Raw genomic sequence first — 16,194 nt, 5'->3', positions numbered from 1 at the left:
TTATGGGCCGTAAGTGACCCCGCGTTGCTTTAAAGGGGGTGGGGTCAGCGCAGGACTATGTCCACCGGGTTCGCCTCGGACCGCCACGTGCCTTCCGTCCCGGGGCGGGGCGCAATCACCGGCGCGGTCAGGACACCGGAGCGGTTGGTGCGTTTGTCCCGCAGGATCTCCGTCACCGAACCCAGATGCCGGGAAAGGTCGATCACGTTCTCCGGCGCCGCCAGCAGCAGCTGGAAGCCGAACTCGTGCAGCGCCTTGATGCCCGCGCCGGCGAATTCCTCCGAGGCGAGCACGAAGGCCTCGTCCATCATCACGGTCCCGTAGGTGGTGAAGCCCTGCTCGGCGATGCCCAGCTGGTAGCTCAGCGCCGCGGCCATGATGAACGCGGTGAAGCGCTGCCGCTCGCCGCCGGACATGGAGCCGGTGTCCGCGTGCATGAACACCTCAGTCTTCTTCGCGCCCTTCACCGCACCCTTCACCGCATCTTGGGAACCGGCAGCGCTGGCACCTTTACCCGGCACCTCGCGGTGCTCCTTGCACTGGATGAAGAGGTGCCCGCGGACGTCCAGCACCTCGGCCCGCCAGCGCCGGTCCTCCGGGGTCTGCGAACCGAGCCTCTTCACGAGCGTTTCAAGCGACTTGTAGCGGTTGGTGAGCTCGGCGTCGTCGTCCGTCTCCGCCCCGGACACCGGTCCGGACGCGCCGGCCGCCGCGGACTTGCCCGGCCGGGTGTGCCGGACCTTGAGCGCGTTCTGGATGGCGTCCTTGAACTGCTTCGCCGTCGCGGGCAGCGTCTGCTTGATGTCCAGCTCCAGGAAACTGCCCTCGTGGAAGTTGACCTCGGACAGGATCCCGTTCAGCGGCAGGATGCGGCTGGTGATGGCGCGGCGTTCCTCGTCCAGCAGGTGCAGCAGCGTGGAAAAGGACTCGTGCGTGCGCTGGTTGAAGAACTGCCGGAACTCGGCCTCCTGGGCGGGCAGCCCGTCGCTGACAATCGCGTGGTACCGGGCTTCGAACTCCCCCGCCGCGCCGATCGAGGTGCCGTGGTCCGCGGAAATCGCCGTGCCCCATTCGCGGACGAAGCCCTCGAAGATGCGGGTGAGACGCTCCGAGGTGGCCTGCCCGCGGGACTCGGCCCCGTGCAGTTCCGCGAGGAGCCGGGTGCGGACCTGGTTGGCGAGGTTGTCGAGCTCGTGCATCTCCGTGATGTCGCCGAAACCGGTGAAGTACGGCGCCAGCGCCGCGATGCTGGCCTCCGACGGCGGCGACTGCGCCAGGCGGCCGCGGGCGGCGTCCAGCAGCGAATCAGCGGTTGTCATCCGCGCGTCGAGGGCCTTGTACTCGCTCTGCAGCACGGCCGCTGCCTCGGTGTGGGACTGGTGCTTCTGCCGTGCGGCCTCGATGTTGGCGCGCAGCGGCTCCAAGTCCGCCTGCGCGGCGAGGGCATCCTGGAGGCGCCGCTCAATCCGGTTCAGCTCCTCCGCGGCCACGGCCGCCGAGACCTGCTCCCAGGGCCGGTGGTCGTCGGCAACGCGGCGCAGGGCCTCCAGCTGCCGGCTCATTCCCTGGTGCGACTCTTCCCGGCTTTGCGCCAGCTCGGCGGCCTTGGCCAGTTCCTGCTGCAGGTCCTCGACCTGGCCCGCCACGAGCTCCAGCTTGGCGGCGTTGTCGAAACCAAGGACGTAGTCCTGCCGGGACGTGAAGCGGTCATCCTTTTCCACCGTGTGGCGGTTGCGCTTGACCACGCCGCCCAGGCTTAGGCCTTTGTCCAGGCCGGCCAGCTGGTCCGGATCTTCCACGCACGGGTAGGCGAAATCCAGCGCAATCCGTTCGCGGAGCCAGGCGCTGGCCTCCGCCAGCGCCTCGGCGTGAGGGCCTGCGGCCAGCCCGGCGTCGGTAAGGAAACTGAGCTTGGTCAGCAGATCGCCGTCAGTCACGGCCGCCAACGCCGGCGCTCCGCCTGCCAGGGGCCTGGAGACATCCACCGCGCGCAGTGCCCCGCGCACGGAATGGTCGTTGAGATACCGGGTCACGGCGGCGAAGTGCTCGCCCGGCACCAGCAGCGTGGTGGCCAGGCTCCGCAGCGCGCGCTCGGCGGCCGGGCGCCACTGCTCCTGGCCCTCCGCGAGGTCGATCAGTTCGCCGCCAAAAGGCATATGTTCGTCCGGCACCCCGGTGGCCGCCGCGATGGCGCTCCGGTTTTCGATGCTCGACGGCGGCAGCAGGGACTTGCGGGTCTTCAGCGATCCAAGTTCCTGCTGGGCGGCGGCAAGCTCACGCTTCCTGGTGGCGTGCCCGTCAAACGCCTCGAACCTGAGCTCCTTGAGCGCCTCGGAATCGTCCTGCAGTTCAGCCGAGCGTGCCGCGGCGTGGGCATGGGCCTGCTCCCAGCCGGCGGCCGACCACTGAAGGTCCAGTCCGGCATCGGACAGCGCCTTGCGGGTCGACTCCTCCACCTCCTGGCGGAGCTTGAGGCCCACCCGGGCGTTTTCCAGCGACTGCTCGATCGCGGAAATCGCGTTACCGCCCTGGTTGTTGTAGTCCGCTTCCAGCTGGCGGAGCTCTTTGGCGAAGCCATCGCGGACACCGCGTTCGGCGGCGAGGTCCCGGGCTTTCGCCTGGCCGAGCTCCTTCAGCGTTGCCAGGGTCTTCTCGTGGATGGTGACGGCGAGCTGCTGCCGGTAGGCCTCGAACTCCGCGCCGGAAAGCTCCCGCAGCCGGTTGGCGTCGAGCAGCGCCTGCGCGTACTCCTTGTTCAGCCCGGGGACGGGAGCCAGCTGGTCGCGCTGCTGCCGCACGTCCTCGAGGCGCTGCCGGATGGACATGAGGTTACTGAATTCCTCGACGACGTCGTCCGCGGCGGCCAGTGTGGCCGGGGCGTCGAGGACCTGGTCGCGGAAGAAGGTGTTAACGCTGCCGCCGAGCCCCTTGCCGGCCTGGATGACGCGCAGCAGCGGCAGGGCCTGATCCGAGTTGATGCCCAGGAGGCGGCGGAAGCGCTCGGCGAATGCCTTGTGGACATCGAAGACCTGCGCATCCGGGAAGGTCGCGTCGAGCGCGGACTTGGTGAACCGCTTGTCCGCGATGCCCTCGATCGCCGCGAGGTCCAGCGGCTTGTTGTCGATCACGTAGAACCGGCCGACGCTCGATTCCGTGCCGTTCTTGGGTAGATCGAACAGCGCCGAGACAGTGACCTTGGTGCCGGCGGCGTTGTCGAACGTCAGGGCGACGGCGGACCAGGTCGCCCCGGGTCGCTGGAACGCACTCGCCGAGCCCTCCCCAACAGCCTTGTCGCCTACCTTGCCACGCATGTACGTGAACGTGGTGCGCTTGTCCTCGACTGCTCCTCCGGCTCGTTGCGCCGCAGCTTCGTTGGAGCGCGGACGGGCATCGAAGACCCGGAGCATGGCGTCGAACAGCGTGGACTTGCCGACGCCGGAGTTGCCGGTCAGCAAGGTGCCGTTGCGGTCCACGTGCATTGTGTGGGCGCCATGGAACGTGCCCCAGTTGACCACCTGGACCAGGGCCAGGCGCATCTGGCCGGGGTTCGTGAGCTCGCCCATCGGCAGCATGGTTGCGATGCTCACTTGTTGGCCTCATTTGTTTCCGTGGTTGCGTTGGACGCCGACGGCGATGCCGCCCCCGCCCCTTCGCCGGACGGCCCTGCTGCAAGCAGCAGGCCGTCCGGCTCCGACAGGCCCGATGCCACTCCCGGGGCGGCATCGCCGTCGTCGTCGTTGTTCAGGTCACCTTGGGCGTCCGTAGCGGCTTCTGTGTCGTTGTCGGCGTTACCTTTGGCGACATTGCCGTCCTCGTCGCGGGTCGGCTCCGTATCGCCGTCGTCGTCCGGGTCGTCCGTGTTTGCCGGGGTGTCGCCGTCGAGCTCCAGCAGGGGTTCGGTTCCTGACTGGTCGGTGCTGGCTGCCACCAGGGCTTCGATTTGGGCCGGGATGTCGCCGATGTTTTCGAACGGGAGGGCCAGGGGGAGGGCGTTGGAGATCGTGTAGACCTCGTCCAGGCCGGTGGTGAGGAGGAGTTGGCGGGCCAGAAGTTTGGTGATGGCGCGGTTGACGACGTCGGCGTCCCGGAGCGCGTCCTGCTGGCCGGAGGGCTGGTAGTGGGCCACGAGTTCGGCGATTTCCTCGCGCGTGATCGTGGGGTCTGTCTGCGCGGTGACGTGGCGGTCCAGGAGGAGGCGGAGCCGGAGCAGGACGATGGTTTCGACCCTGCTCAGGGCGCGCTGCTGCCGCAGGATGCTGGAACGGGTGCTGCCGCCGATCGCCTCGGGGTCCACGGGGCGCAGGACGGCCACCTTGCGCTCGTGGTCCAGCTGCAGCGTCAGGAAGAGTTCGGAGAGGCGGCTGCGCAGGATCAGCTGGTTGTCCAGGAGCGTGGTCCAGAGTTTTTCGTCGCGGCCGCCGTCAATGTAGGGACCTTTGAGAAGCTTCACAAGCGCCTGCCGGACCTTCATCGGGAGCACGCCCGTGTCGCCGGGGAAGAATGCCGCGCCGTCCACGAAAGTGTCCCTTGGGGTGACCGTGAAGGGGTCGCTCCGCACGTGGTCGCCCTGGCGGACGGGCTCCGTGGCTGCGCCGGTGTCCACCGCGTCAGGCTCTTCCTGGGCGAGTTCAGTCATCTTCAATCCTTCGTGAGCGTGACGACGGGCAGGTATGCGGTACGGGTGGTGCCATCGATTTGTTCATATTCGATGGGGCCCCAGGCCTCGCGATCGAAGCCGGCGCCGTCATGGAGGGTCTGCGAGAGGAGGGCCCGGATGGAGTTGATGTGGCGTTCCCCTGCGGGGAGCTGCGCCCAGGCCTCCGTGAGGGTCGAGGCCCCGGCGAGCGCGGCGCGGATGACCTCCTGCTTGGCCTTGGCGGTCCGGGGCGAGCGGGCGCGGTCCGAGTCGGAGAACGCGATGGGGTCCGCCAGCTTGGGCGGGGCCGCGAACTCGTCGGGGTCGAAGAGCTTGACCATGGCCAGCGACTCGAAGCCGGCACTGAACAACACCGGACCGGGGACCAGGCCGGGCCGGTCGCGCTCATACGGCAGGGAGCGGATGGCCTGCTCCGCCTCCCGCAGGACCTTGCGGAGCCGGACCGACTGGCGGAAGTCATCGCTCTGGACGTACGTGTTCAGGCTCTCGCTGAGCTTGCCGTAGATCCTCTGGATCTGGCTGTGCTGGCTGCGGAGCTCGGCAACCAGGTTCTTGAGGGTCTCGCGTTCGTTGTGGCTGAGCTCGTCCGCGAACTGGCGGCTCAGCACCTCGCCGATCGCGGACCGGAATCTCAGCTGCTGCTGCGGGTCGTCCAGGAACGCGGTGAAGGAGCGGAAGGTCCGGCCTTCGGGGCTCTGCCGCAGCCGCTTGTCGGCCTCGAGCACCTGGGCCATGGTGGCGCCCTTGCTCAGCGACTCCTCGATGATCTGGTTGCGCAGCTCCCCCACGAGCTCCTCGATCCGGTCACGCATCTTCTTGTAGTCCGCGGGCAGGCTCGCGGCGAGGTCCAGGATGTTGCCGGCGGCCTCGACGGCATCGTCGTCGTCGAGCAGTCCGTCAAAGTCCCCCGAGCTGATGTCCTCCATCAATTGCCGGCGTTCGTCGATCTCCTCTTCGAGGGATTCTAGCCGCGCGCTCTGGTCCGGGTTGGTCTCGTTGGCAAGCTTCTCGACATCGCCGAGCAGGGTGCCCAGCCGTGAGCCGTTCAGCGTGGACCGTTCGCTCGACAGGCTGTCCAGGAAGGCGAGAACGCGGGCGGCCGGCTCGGTGACTTCGTAGACGATCTGGCCCGACTGGTTCCGTCGCGTCAGGAAATTCTTGCGGGTCCACTCGTCCGCGTATTTCTTTCCCGAGGCCGCGCCGCTGGCCGGGCCGCCCTGCTGCTCTCCCGTGCCGGGGGCCTGCCGGCGGAGCTGCTCCAGGAAGGCATCGACGTCGGCATGGAATTCTTCCAGCGGCAGCTGCGCGCGGGTGCGCGTGAAGGATGCCTGCAGCACGGCGATCACCCACGGCGCCGAGCGCGTCAGGGCCCAGGCGGGTCCTTTGGTGAGGAGCTCGAGGTCCCGAAGCCGGGCGCTGATGGCGTCGGCTGATGAAACGGCGGAACGGGACACGCGCTCTCCTTCGGCTTCCTGGGCTTGGTTTGGGTGGCGTGGCAGTGCAGCGGATTCGAAAAACTGCCAGGTACAAGGTTAACGCAGGGCTCCGGCAGGATTGATCGTTCTCGGCTCTCCCGCCGGTACGGGGCTGAACAGCCGGAACTGGTGAGCCTGCCGCTACCGCGCCGTGACCTACGCCCCGGTAGCATTTCGATCCCGTATCAAGAGGCGGGCAACGTCCAAAGGACCCTAGATCCGCACGTCTCCGGCACCCTACGCTCGGGCTACTGATTCAACCGAAGCAACGGTGCAGGGGGAAGAATGCAGTTCGACCTAAGCGCAGTGGAAACGGGCACGATGGTGGTCATTGGCACCCTCGTGTTCGCCCTCTTGATCGGCCTTTTCATGATGGTGTCCGTCTTCGCCGCCATGGTCCTCGTTGGCGTGGGACGGCTCGCCTGGTACCTCTTGGCCGGCGCGGTGGTGGGCTCGGTCCACGGCATCAACCGTGGCTGGGACCGCCTGGTCCGGCACGCCTCGACCGTGGAACTGCCCGGCGACTTCCAGGTCGACTTCGGCTCCGACTATCAAGGGCAGACGGCCCCTAGCACAGGCACCTACCCGCGAGTAGTATTGCGGGACAGCTGAAGGGTCCTCCACCCGCGGCGGATCCAGGCTCAAACCGGCCACCCGGTTAGAGGAGATGCCCAGTGAGCTCCGCCATTGAAGATCCCGCCACCGCTCCCCAAACGCCTACACCTAATACTCCGGCACCTCATACTCCGGCGCCGGACCACATCGGCCCCGCCGCGACTGCCGCCGACGCGCGGGCCGTTGCCGAGGCAGCACGCGAGACCAGCTGGAACCAGCCCAGTTTCGCCAAGGGCCTCTACCTTGGCAGCTTCGACCTCGGCCTGATCCACCCCTGGCCCGAGGCGCCCGCGGACGACGTCGAACGCGGCGAGGCGTTCATGGCCCGTCTCACAGACTTTTGCCGCACGATGTCCGGGCGGACCATCGAGCGCGAGGACCGGATCCCGGACGAATACCTCAAGGGACTCGCCGAACTCGGCGCCTTCGGAATGAAGATCCCCCGCGAATACGGCGGGCTGGGCCTCACGCTCGTGTACTACGGCCGCGCACTGGCCCTGCTCGGCTCGGTGCATCCGAGCCTCGGTGCCCTGCTCTCCGCGCACCAGTCGATTGGCGTCCCGGAGCCCGTCAAGGTCTTCGGCACCCCGGCACAAAAGCAGGAATACCTGCCCCGCTGTGCCGCCGGAGCCATCACGGCCTTCCTGCTGACCGAGCCCGACGTCGGCAGCGACCCCGCCCGGATGGGCAGCACCGCAGTTCTCTCCGACGACGGCGGCTACTACGTCCTGGACGGGGTCAAGCTGTGGACCACCAACGGCGTCATCGCCGAACTCGTCGTGGTCATGGCGCTGGTGCCGCCGCGCACGGACCCGGACGGGACCGACCACAAGGGCGGCATCAGCGCGTTCGTGGTGGAAATGGATTCCCCCGGCATCACCGTGGAAAACCGCAACACCTTCATGGGACTCCGCGGGCTTGAAAACGGCGTCACCCGTTTCCATCAGGTCAGGGTCCCGGCGGCCAACCGGCTGGGACGCGAAGGCCAGGGTCTGAAAATAGCCCTCACCACCCTCAACACGGGCCGGCTCTCGATCCCAGCACTGTGCGTCGCCTCCGGCCGGTGGAGCCTGAAGATCGCCCGGGAGTGGTCCAACGCCCGCACCCAGTGGGGACGCCCGATCGGCCAGCACGAGGCCGTGGGCAAGAAAATCGCCTTCATCGCGGCCAGCACCTTCGCCCTGGATGCGGTGTTCGAACTCTGCGCGGAAATGGCCGACGCCGGGCAGAAGGACGTCCGGATTGAGGCGGCGCTGGCCAAGCTGTGGTGCACCGAGATCAGCTGCCTCATCGCCGACGAGCTCGTGCAGATCCGCGGCGGCCGCGGCTTCGAAACCGCTGACTCCCTCGAAGCCCGCGGTGAGCGGGCCGTCGCCGCTGAACAGCAGCTGCGGGATTTGCGGATCAACCGGATCTTCGAGGGGTCCTCGGAAATCATGAAGCTGCTGATCGCCCGCGAAGCAGTGGACGCGCACCTGGCCGCCGCGGGAGACCTCGCCTCCGAGGACGCCCCACTCTCGGACAAGGCGAAGGCCGCAGTGGGAGCCTCCGGCTTCTACGCGAAGTGGCTGCCCAAACTCGTGGCCGGCGCCGGGATGGACCCCCGGTCATACAACGACTTCGGCCGGCTCGCCAAGCAGCTGCGCTACGTGGAGCGTTCGTCCCGACGGCTGGCACGGCAGACCTTCTACGGGATGGGCCGCTGGCAGGCCAAGCTTGAGCACAAGCAGGCATTCCTCGGCCGGATTGTGGACATTGGCGCCGAGCTCTTCGCGATGGCGGCGTGCTGCTCCCGGGCCGAGATGCTGCTGCGAACCCAGCCCGAACGCGGCGCCTCCGCCTACGAACTCGCGGAGGCCTATTGCGAACAGGCCCGTGTCCGCGTTGACGAATACTTCGACCGGCTGTGGCGGAACACCGACGACGCCGACCGTGTCCTGGCCCGGAAGACCCTGGCCGGCGACTATGCCTGGCTGGAGGCCGGGGTCCTCGACCAGTCAGAAGGCACCGGACCGTGGATCGCCGATGCCCGCACCGGCGCCTCAGTGAAGGAGAACCTGCACCGCAGATATCGCTGAGGGACCACAGACGGGACGCGGAGTGGCCGCTGACGGGCAATAACGGATAGTAAGCATCCTTGCTAACGGGATTGCCTCATGGTTAGGTGGACCCGAGACGGCACCCCTGACGTGCCGGTCATTCAGCGAAAGTGAGCAGTCCCCATGAGCAGCACCGCAGGCCCCGACGAAACGACGCCCCGCCATGCCACGCCGGAGACCGGCCAGACCGTGCCCCTGACCGCGGTCCGCACCCATGACGGATCCGGCCGCGACGAACCCGTCCGCACGCCCGTCCGCGAAGAGCCTGTCCGCGACGTACCCGTCCGTGACACCGCGGCCGGCACCGTGGTGGAAGAGGTTCCCACCCGCGAAACGGTGGTGGCCCGGGAGAAGGAACAGTTCGGCGGCATCAAGGTCGGCTCGGCATTCTTCGGCTGGCTCGCTGCCACCGGCACCGCCGTCCTGCTCACCGCGCTGGTGGCCGCCGGGGGCACCGCCGTCGGCCTGGCCACCAACACCAACGTCCCCGAGGCCGTGAACCAGGCTTCAAATAACCAGACGATCGGGCTGACCGGCATCATCGTGCTGCTCGTGATCCTCCTGGTCGCCTACTACTGCGGCGGGTACGTGGCAGGCCGGATGGCGCGCTTCAACGGCGCCAGGCAGGGGTTCATGGTCTGGGTCTGGGCCCTGATCGCCGCGATCGTGGTCGCCGTGCTGGGCATGGTCGCCGGGCAGAGGTTCAACATCCTGGCAAGCTTGAACAGCTTCCCGCGCATCCCGGTCAACGAGGGCCAGCTGAACACCATGAGCATCATCGCCGCGGTCGTCGTGGCCGTGGTGGCCCTCGTGGGCGCGGTGCTGGGCGGCCTCGCCGGCATGCGTTTCCACCGCAAGGTGGACCGGGCCGGCTTCGCCGCGGTGGCAGCGGCCGACGAGCGCCCGGCCGGGACCTCGTCAGCCGGGAACTTCTAAGCCCGGAACCGCCAGCTGCATGGCATCAATGCGTGGTGTCAGCCGGACACGACGGCGTCGAGGTAGTACCAACGGCGGTCCTCGCGCACAAAGCGGCTGGTTTCGCGTTGTACACCGCGTTCGCCGTCGTGCCGGTAGTGCGCCGCGAACGTCACCACACCTTCACTATCCAGCGGACCGCCCCGGCTGGTTGAAATGATGTCCAGGCGGCGCCACTGCATGCCCGGGTCCAGCCCCAGTTCCGCGGGACGGGTGTCCGGGTGCCAGGTCCGCAGCAGGTAATCCGCGTCCCCGACCACGAAGGCGCTGTACCGGGAGCGCATGAGCTGTTCCGCCGTTTGGCCAGGTATCGGAGCATGGACCGGTTAGTTCCGGATCGTCGTTGTCTGCGCGGATCCGGCTGCCGTGGCGGCGGGTCCGAGGGGCCGCATACAGGCCGGGATGACAAGAGTGTTCACAACTTCGGTCCTTCCGTCGTCCCCGGTCCGGCAGTGGGTTCCGCCGCCGTTTCGGGTTCATGGGGCCAGGTGTTTTCCGGCCGCCCGCAGGCCTTGCGGCTGGGTCCTTGTGGACCATGTTGCGGGTCACATTCCAGAGGAAGCTATCACATATGCCGGGCCGCCCCGGCCCGCCCCGGCCGGACACGGCAGGGCCTCTACCAGATCGTTATGAATAACTCTGTGGAATGGATTTGACCGGCGGGACGGTCTAAACGGCGCGGTTTTAGGCGCCTGCGACCACCCGTGTGACAAGCTCGCGCCAGGATTCCGCGAGCCGCTCAGGGTCGATGCCGTGCACGCCGACGGCATGCAGCAGCAGCTCCGGCTCGAGCGTCGCCGCCAGCGCCGAGGCCATAAGCCACGGGTCCGCCGTCACGCCAGCCTCGCGCAGCAGCATCTCAAGGTGCCGGTGCCAGAGGACGGCTGCCGGGACATCGAACCTGTTGTGGGCCGACGCATCGGCGGCGCGGGCCAGTTCGCCGAACTCCAGGATCCAGGAAACACGTGCCGCACCGACGGCTACCAGCCGGTCCAAGGCTGGCGCGCCGGGGCCAATGGGGGGCGGGCCGAACATGAACCTGCTCTGGAATTCGGCCTCGGCGCCACTCAGGAGCGCCATCATCAGCCCGGCGCGGCTGCCGAAGCGCCGGAAGACGGTCCCCTTCCCGACGCCGGCGCGCCGGGCCAGCAGGTCCATCGTCAGGGCGTCGGCGCCGGATTCGCCAACGATTTCCCGGGCGGCACAGAGCAGGAGCTCTCTGTTGCGTGCCGCGTCACGGCGCTCGGACTCTGCGGCGGGTCCCGCGGCAGGCCCTGCCCCGGGCTGGGCGCCGGGACGGATGGGAATGAGGCTCACATCGCTGATTGTAGCCCCTGGGAATACAAACGGACCGCAGTCCGTTTAGCTACGGTGAAGGCCATCAAAGCCTCCACGACCCGCAGCCGCGGGATCCATCCCCGCGGCGTGACGCACAGGAGTATCCATGTCCAAGAACACCGTCCTCACCCTCGTCGGCAGCCTGCGCGCCGGCTCCACCAACCTGCAGCTCGCCGAGGCCATCCAGCTCAACGCTCCGGAACAGGTGGACGTCATCATCCACGAAAGCCTCGGCAACATCCCGTTCTACAACGAGGACCTCGACATCGAGGGCCAGGTGCCCGCCGCCGCCGCCGCACTGCGCGCCGCAGCCAACGACGCCGACACCATCCTGCTCGTCACGCCGGAACACAACGGCACGGTTCCGGCATCGCTCAAGAACGCCATCGACTGGCTGTCCCGTCCGTTCGGCGCCGGCGCCCTCGCGGGCAAGCCGACCGCCGTCGTGGGCACCGCCTTCGGTCAGTTCGGCGGCGTCTGGGCCCAGGATGAGGCCCGCAAGGCGGTCGGCATCGCCGGCGCCCAGGTCCTGGAGGACGTCAAGCTGGCAGTCCCCGGCTCCATGGTCCGCTTCGCCGAGGTCCACCCCAAGGACGACGCCGAGGTTGTCGAGCAGATCAAGGGCGTGTTCGACGCGCTGGCCGCAGCCCGCACCGCAGAAGCAGCCTAGTCCGCCGCACCCCGCCATCCCAGGGCCCCCGTCAGCATGCGCCTGACGGGGGCCGCTGGGTTTTCGGTCCGCAATGCCCTGACTGCAGGCAGAGCGCCAAGTTTTGAGAAAACAATAGTTTCCCCCCGGACAACCTGAGTAGTATCGTTGGGACTGTGACCCACGAAACACTTGATGCAGCCGTAGTACTTCCGGCCGAGGCAATTGACGCAATCGAACGTGCGGCTACGTCCGCCCACCGCCACGAGATCCTGTTCTCGGAGCGCGCAGCAAACATCAAACAATCGGCCGTCCGGGATGTCTTCGACATCTCGATGCGCCCCGGCCTCGTCTCCCTCGCCGGCGGAAGCCCGTATCTGGAGTCCCTGCCGCTGGAACGCCTGGGCGAGACTGCCGCGAAGATCATCGCAGAGCAGGGCATGATCGCGCTGCAATACGGCAGCGGCCAAGGCACAGAGGAGCTTCGCGCCCAGATCTGCGAGGTCATGGCGGCGGAAGGGATCCTCAATGCCGACCCCGCGAATATTGTCATCACCGCCGGCTCCCAGTCCGCGCAGGATGTGGCCGCCAAGGTTTTCTGTAATCCGGGCGATGTGGTCCTCGTGGAGGATCCCACCTATGTGGGTGCTCTCAACACGTTCGAGGCCTACCAGGTGCAGGTCGAAACCGTTGCGATGGATGAGGACGGCATCGTTCCGGACCGGCTGGAAGCCAAGATCGCCGCCCTCCAGGCCGCCGGCAAGAACATCAAGTTCCTCTACACCATCCCCAGCTTCAACAACCCGTCCGGGATCACCCTGTCAGCCGAGCGTCGCCAGGCGGTGGTCGATATATGCCGCGGCGCGAATATCTTGGTGCTGGAAGACAACCCCTATGGCCTGCTGCGCTTCGACGGCAAGCCGCTGACCCCCTTGCGGGCAGCAAACCCCGACGACGTCATCTACATGGGGTCCTTCTCAAAGATCTTTGCCCCGGGCCTGCGGATCGGCTGGGCCCTCGTCCCGGCCCACCTGCAACGCCGCTACTATCTGGCGGCGGAGGCCGTCACGCTGTGCCCGCCGACGCTGAACCAGATGCTGGTCTCGGCGTATCTGCGCGATTACGACTGGCGCGGCCAGATCGAAACCTACCGGGGGCTGTACGAGGAACGCTGCGAGGCCATGCTGGCCGCGCTGGCCGACTACATGCCGGAGGGGCTGAGCTGGACACGTCCCGACGGCGGCTTCTTCGTGTGGGTCACGCTGCCGGAGGGTGTGGACACCTACCCGCTGCTGAAGAAGGCCATCGACGCCGGCGTCGTCTTCATCCCGGGAGCGGCATTCACGCCGTCGGACGACCCCTCGAACAAGATCCGGCTGGCATTTAGCGCCGTGCCGCCCGAGTCGATCCGTGAGGGCGTGCGGCGACTCGCGCCGGTCCTGCGTGAAGCGATCGAGGCGCTGTAGCCTGAGTCTCCAGTACGGTTAGTTGGCACGGTTGGTTTAGCGGAGTTTGTAGAACATAGGAGCGGTCCATGACCGGAATTATCGTCGTCGGCGTCGACGGCAGTGAGACTGCCCTGCGGGCGGCGCACACCGCGCGCGACCTTGCGGCTTCGGTAGGGGCCACCCTTCATGTGGTCAGCGCCTTTGACAGCGACAAGACCCAGGTCTTCGCCAGCGGCGGCGACAAGTGGATCGTCTCCGACGCCGGAAACGCGGAGGAGGTTGCGCGGACCGTCGCCGACGGCCTGCGCCGGCCCGACACCAACGTCACCTATGCGGCCGCCCGGGGCAAGCCCGCCGAGGCCCTGATCCGGGAAGCCGAACGGACCGGCGCCCGGATGATTGTGGTCGGCAACCGCCGCATGCACGGGATCGGCCGCGTCCTGGGGAGCGTTGCGAACAGTGTGGCCCACAACGCCCCCTGCGACGTCTACATCGCCAAGACCGACGCCGACTAGGCCCCCTACGCCTTCCCGGGAAGCGCGGCCGGCGCTGCCTCCGGCACAGCGGCCTGCTCCGCGGGCCGGAGCATCCGCCGCAGGATCTTTCCTGAGGCGGACTTCGGCACGGCCTCGATAAACTCCACGCGGCGGATCTTTTTGAACGGTGCCACCGTGGCCGCCGCGAAGGCCATGACGGCGTCGCCGTCCAAGGCGTCGCCGTCGGGTCCGGGCTGGCGCACCACGAACGCCATGGGCACTTCCTGGCCGTCGGCGTCGGGGGATCCGATCACAGCGGCGTCAGCAATGCCGGGGTGGGTCAGGAGCAGGGCCTCAAGCTCCGCCGGGGCAATTTGGTACCCCTTGTACTTGATCAGCTCCTTGAGCCGGTCCACGATGGTCACAACCCCGTCCGCCCGAACCGTGGCGATGTCCCCGGTGCGCAGGAACCCGTCCGCGTCAAGGGTGTCCGCAGTCTCCTCCGGCCGGTTGAGATACCCGAGCATCACGTTCGGCCCGCGGCACAGCAGATGGCCCGGCGCGCTGGTCCCTTCCGGGGGAACCGGAATGTCCTCCCCCGTAGCCGGATCCACGAGCCGGCACTGCATGTTGGGCACCGTGTATCCCACGGAGCTGACGGGGACGTCGCGGCCGTCGCGCGGAATGAGATGGGACACGGGACTCATTTCCGTCATGCCATAGCCCTGCAGTACCCGGCATCCGAGGCGTTCCGACAGTCGGGCGCCGAGCTCCCCGTCCAGCGGCGCCGCCCCGGAGAGGGTGGTGTGCACGGAACTGAGGTCGTACTCGCTGACCAGCGGATGCTTGGACAGGGCCACGGCTACCGGCGGGGCGATGAACAGGTAGCTGCACCGGTGCTCCTGGATGATCCGCAGGAACTCGGCGAGATCGAACCTGGGCATTGTGACGAGCCGGGCCCGCTGGCGCAGTGCCAGATTCAGCAGCACGGTAAGCCCGTAGATGTGGAAGAACGGGAGCAGCGCCAGGAGCCGGTCCTCGGCGCCGACGTCGAGCAGCCCCCGGGACTGTTCCACGTTGGCCACGAGATTCCGGTGGCTGAGCATGACGCCCTTGGGCCGGCCCGTGGTCCCGGACGAATACGGCAGCACGGCCACATGTGTGGCGGGATCGAACGAGATCCGGGGCGCCGGCGCCCCGGCGGCCAGCAAGTCGCCCAGCGAGGGGTGCCCGTCGGCGCCGTCGAGCACCACCAGCCGCGCGGCCGGGATGCCGCTTCTTTCGGCCGCCTCCCGGGCCGCCGGGAGCAAAGCCGAGACGGTGAAAAGCCAGCCAGCGCCGGCGTCGGCGAGCTGGCTGGCGATATCGTCGGCCGTGTACAGCGTGTTAATGGTGGTTACCGTGGCGCCCGCCCGCAGCAGCCCGTGGAAGACGGTGGCAAAGGCCGGGATGTTGGGGCACAGGATGGCGGCCACGCCATTGACCCCGAGGCCTTGGGCGGCCACGGCCCCGGCGAGGGCATCGATCTGGTCCCGCAGCGAACGGTAGGTGGTTTCCGCGCCGCTGACGCCGTCGACGATCGCGATCCGGGCGAGGTCCTCCTCTCCCAGTCCGCCGAAGAGGTAGTCGTAAATACCGAGGTTGGGAACATCGACGTCGGGGTACGGGCTTGAAAACACGCAGCATCTCCTTTGATCGGCGTCCGCCGGTCCGGCGGCGGTTGGTGTCACTCTAGTGCCGCAGTGCGTGTGCCGGACAGGACGGCACGGACTTGACGGGGATCACCCCCTTCCGTGGGCAGCCTCACCGTCTGGCGAGCCGTGGGGCAGGGAGCGGTTCACTAAAATGGGAAGTGCCCTGCGATGGTGCGGACATCCGAGAACCCACCCATCAAGGGAGCCCCATGATCACTCTTCAGCGACGCCAGCTGGTTGGCCACGACATCCTCCTCGCCCGGCACGGCAACCACATCAGCGCCATGCGCGTGGACCGCGGCGCCGGCCGCGTTGTCGCATTGCTGGACGACGGATCAACGGACAGTGCCCCCAACCTGATTGCCCCGGGCCTGCGCACGCCCGACACCTTGCGCAGCGTGCTCCGTGAGGACTGGAAGTTCCTCACCGGAATCAGTGCGTGCGGAGTGGGGCTCGCGGGCCTGATGTTTGGCGCCGTGGCCGCCCTCGCCGGCATGAGCGGCAATCCCGCGCTGGCACAGATGCTGACCGCGTACTCGGGAAACTAACCCGCCGGGCCGAGCGCCCGATGCCGGCCTCATCATGAGGGAACCCTTGACGGAGCCCCGCAGCTGACGTGTGCAGCGGCGGGGTTCTTTTTTGCCTCTTGGCCGCGGCCGTGTCCAGCGCTGCATCCCAGTTACACCCCGCTGGCCGCCGTCGCCGCGTTCCGGACCCGACGCTCCAGCCCAGTTGCACACCGCTGGACGCCGTGGCCCCCCAGGGAAA

12 protein-coding genes and 1 pseudogene are annotated in these 16,194 nt (G+C 67.8%); 7 read left to right on the top strand and 6 right to left on the bottom strand.

From position 1 onward, the window contains the following. Positions 1–44 precede the first annotated feature (44 nt). From C8D78_RS10145 to C8D78_RS10135, 3 genes and pseudogenes are all read right to left on the bottom strand, one after another. Entirely contained in the window at positions 45–3,587 is a 3,543-nt protein-coding gene (locus C8D78_RS10145; RefSeq protein WP_120953179.1) for an ATP-binding protein, read from the bottom strand. 251 nt (positions 3,588–3,838) lie between these two features. Next, a pseudogene (locus C8D78_RS10140) lies at positions 3,839–4,636 on the bottom strand (DUF4194 domain-containing protein); the annotation flags it as partial. A gap of 2 nt (positions 4,637–4,638) precedes the next feature. Next, a complete protein-coding gene (locus C8D78_RS10135) occupies positions 4,639–6,111 on the bottom strand; it encodes a DUF3375 family protein (RefSeq protein ID WP_120953176.1) in 1,473 nt (490 codons plus the stop codon). Between the two features lie 306 nt (positions 6,112–6,417). On the opposite strand from C8D78_RS10135, the gene C8D78_RS10130 reads away from it, so the two are divergent. The 3 genes from C8D78_RS10130 to C8D78_RS10120 all read left to right on the top strand — a co-directional run bounded on the left by C8D78_RS10130 (position 6,418) and on the right by C8D78_RS10120 (position 9,782). Next, positions 6,418–6,744 (top strand): LysO family transporter, encoded by a 327-nt coding sequence (locus tag C8D78_RS10130; protein ID WP_120953173.1) that lies wholly within the window; start codon positions 6,418–6,420, stop codon positions 6,742–6,744. A 149-nt stretch (positions 6,745–6,893) separates the two neighbouring features. Then, positions 6,894–8,825, top strand: coding sequence for an acyl-CoA dehydrogenase family protein (locus C8D78_RS10125; RefSeq protein WP_244208346.1), 1,932 nt, complete (start codon positions 6,894–6,896; stop codon positions 8,823–8,825). Positions 8,826–8,969: 144 nt separating this feature from the next. Continuing rightward, positions 8,970–9,782, top strand: coding sequence for a hypothetical protein (locus C8D78_RS10120; protein WP_120953170.1), 813 nt, complete (start codon positions 8,970–8,972; stop codon positions 9,780–9,782). Between the two features lie 38 nt (positions 9,783–9,820). Here C8D78_RS10120 and C8D78_RS10115 read toward each other — a convergent pair whose 3' ends face one another. Both C8D78_RS10115 and C8D78_RS10110 read right to left on the bottom strand, forming a co-directional pair. Beyond that, positions 9,821–10,132: a YchJ family protein gene (locus C8D78_RS10115; RefSeq protein ID WP_244208345.1), complete on the bottom strand. Its 312-nt coding sequence runs from the start codon at positions 10,130–10,132 to the stop codon at positions 9,821–9,823. A 373-nt stretch (positions 10,133–10,505) separates the two neighbouring features. Further along, a complete protein-coding gene (locus tag C8D78_RS10110; RefSeq protein ID WP_120953169.1) occupies positions 10,506–11,138 on the bottom strand; it encodes a TetR/AcrR family transcriptional regulator in 633 nt (210 codons plus the stop codon). A 127-nt stretch (positions 11,139–11,265) separates the two neighbouring features. Between C8D78_RS10110 and C8D78_RS10105 the strand changes: the two genes are divergently transcribed. From C8D78_RS10105 to C8D78_RS10095, 3 genes are all read left to right on the top strand, one after another. Then, positions 11,266–11,829 carry an NAD(P)H-dependent oxidoreductase gene (locus C8D78_RS10105; protein ID WP_120953166.1) on the top strand — a complete coding sequence of 188 codons (564 nt, stop codon included), beginning with the start codon at positions 11,266–11,268 and terminating at the stop codon, positions 11,827–11,829. A 155-nt stretch (positions 11,830–11,984) separates the two neighbouring features. Then, positions 11,985–13,274 (top strand): aminotransferase-like domain-containing protein, encoded by a 1,290-nt coding sequence (locus tag C8D78_RS10100; RefSeq protein WP_120953163.1) that lies wholly within the window; start codon positions 11,985–11,987, stop codon positions 13,272–13,274. A 68-nt stretch (positions 13,275–13,342) separates the two neighbouring features. Next, positions 13,343–13,771 (top strand): universal stress protein, encoded by a 429-nt coding sequence (locus C8D78_RS10095; RefSeq protein ID WP_120953160.1) that lies wholly within the window; start codon positions 13,343–13,345, stop codon positions 13,769–13,771. Between the two features lie 5 nt (positions 13,772–13,776). Here the strand turns inward: C8D78_RS10095 and C8D78_RS10090 are convergent, their stop codons facing one another. Next, positions 13,777–15,411, bottom strand: coding sequence for an AMP-binding protein (locus tag C8D78_RS10090; protein ID WP_120953157.1), 1,635 nt, complete (start codon positions 15,409–15,411; stop codon positions 13,777–13,779). Between the two features lie 224 nt (positions 15,412–15,635). Here C8D78_RS10090 and C8D78_RS10085 point away from each other — a divergent pair, with 224 nt between their 5' ends. Then, positions 15,636–15,974 (top strand): hypothetical protein, encoded by a 339-nt coding sequence (locus C8D78_RS10085; RefSeq protein WP_120953154.1) that lies wholly within the window; start codon positions 15,636–15,638, stop codon positions 15,972–15,974. Positions 15,975–16,194: the final 220 nt, after the last annotated feature.

Origin of the sequence: Arthrobacter oryzae (assembly GCF_003634095.1) — a bacterium.
Taxonomy (GTDB): domain Bacteria; phylum Actinomycetota; class Actinomycetes; order Actinomycetales; family Micrococcaceae; genus Arthrobacter; species Arthrobacter oryzae.
This window is presented reverse-complemented; position numbering and strand designations above follow the sequence as displayed.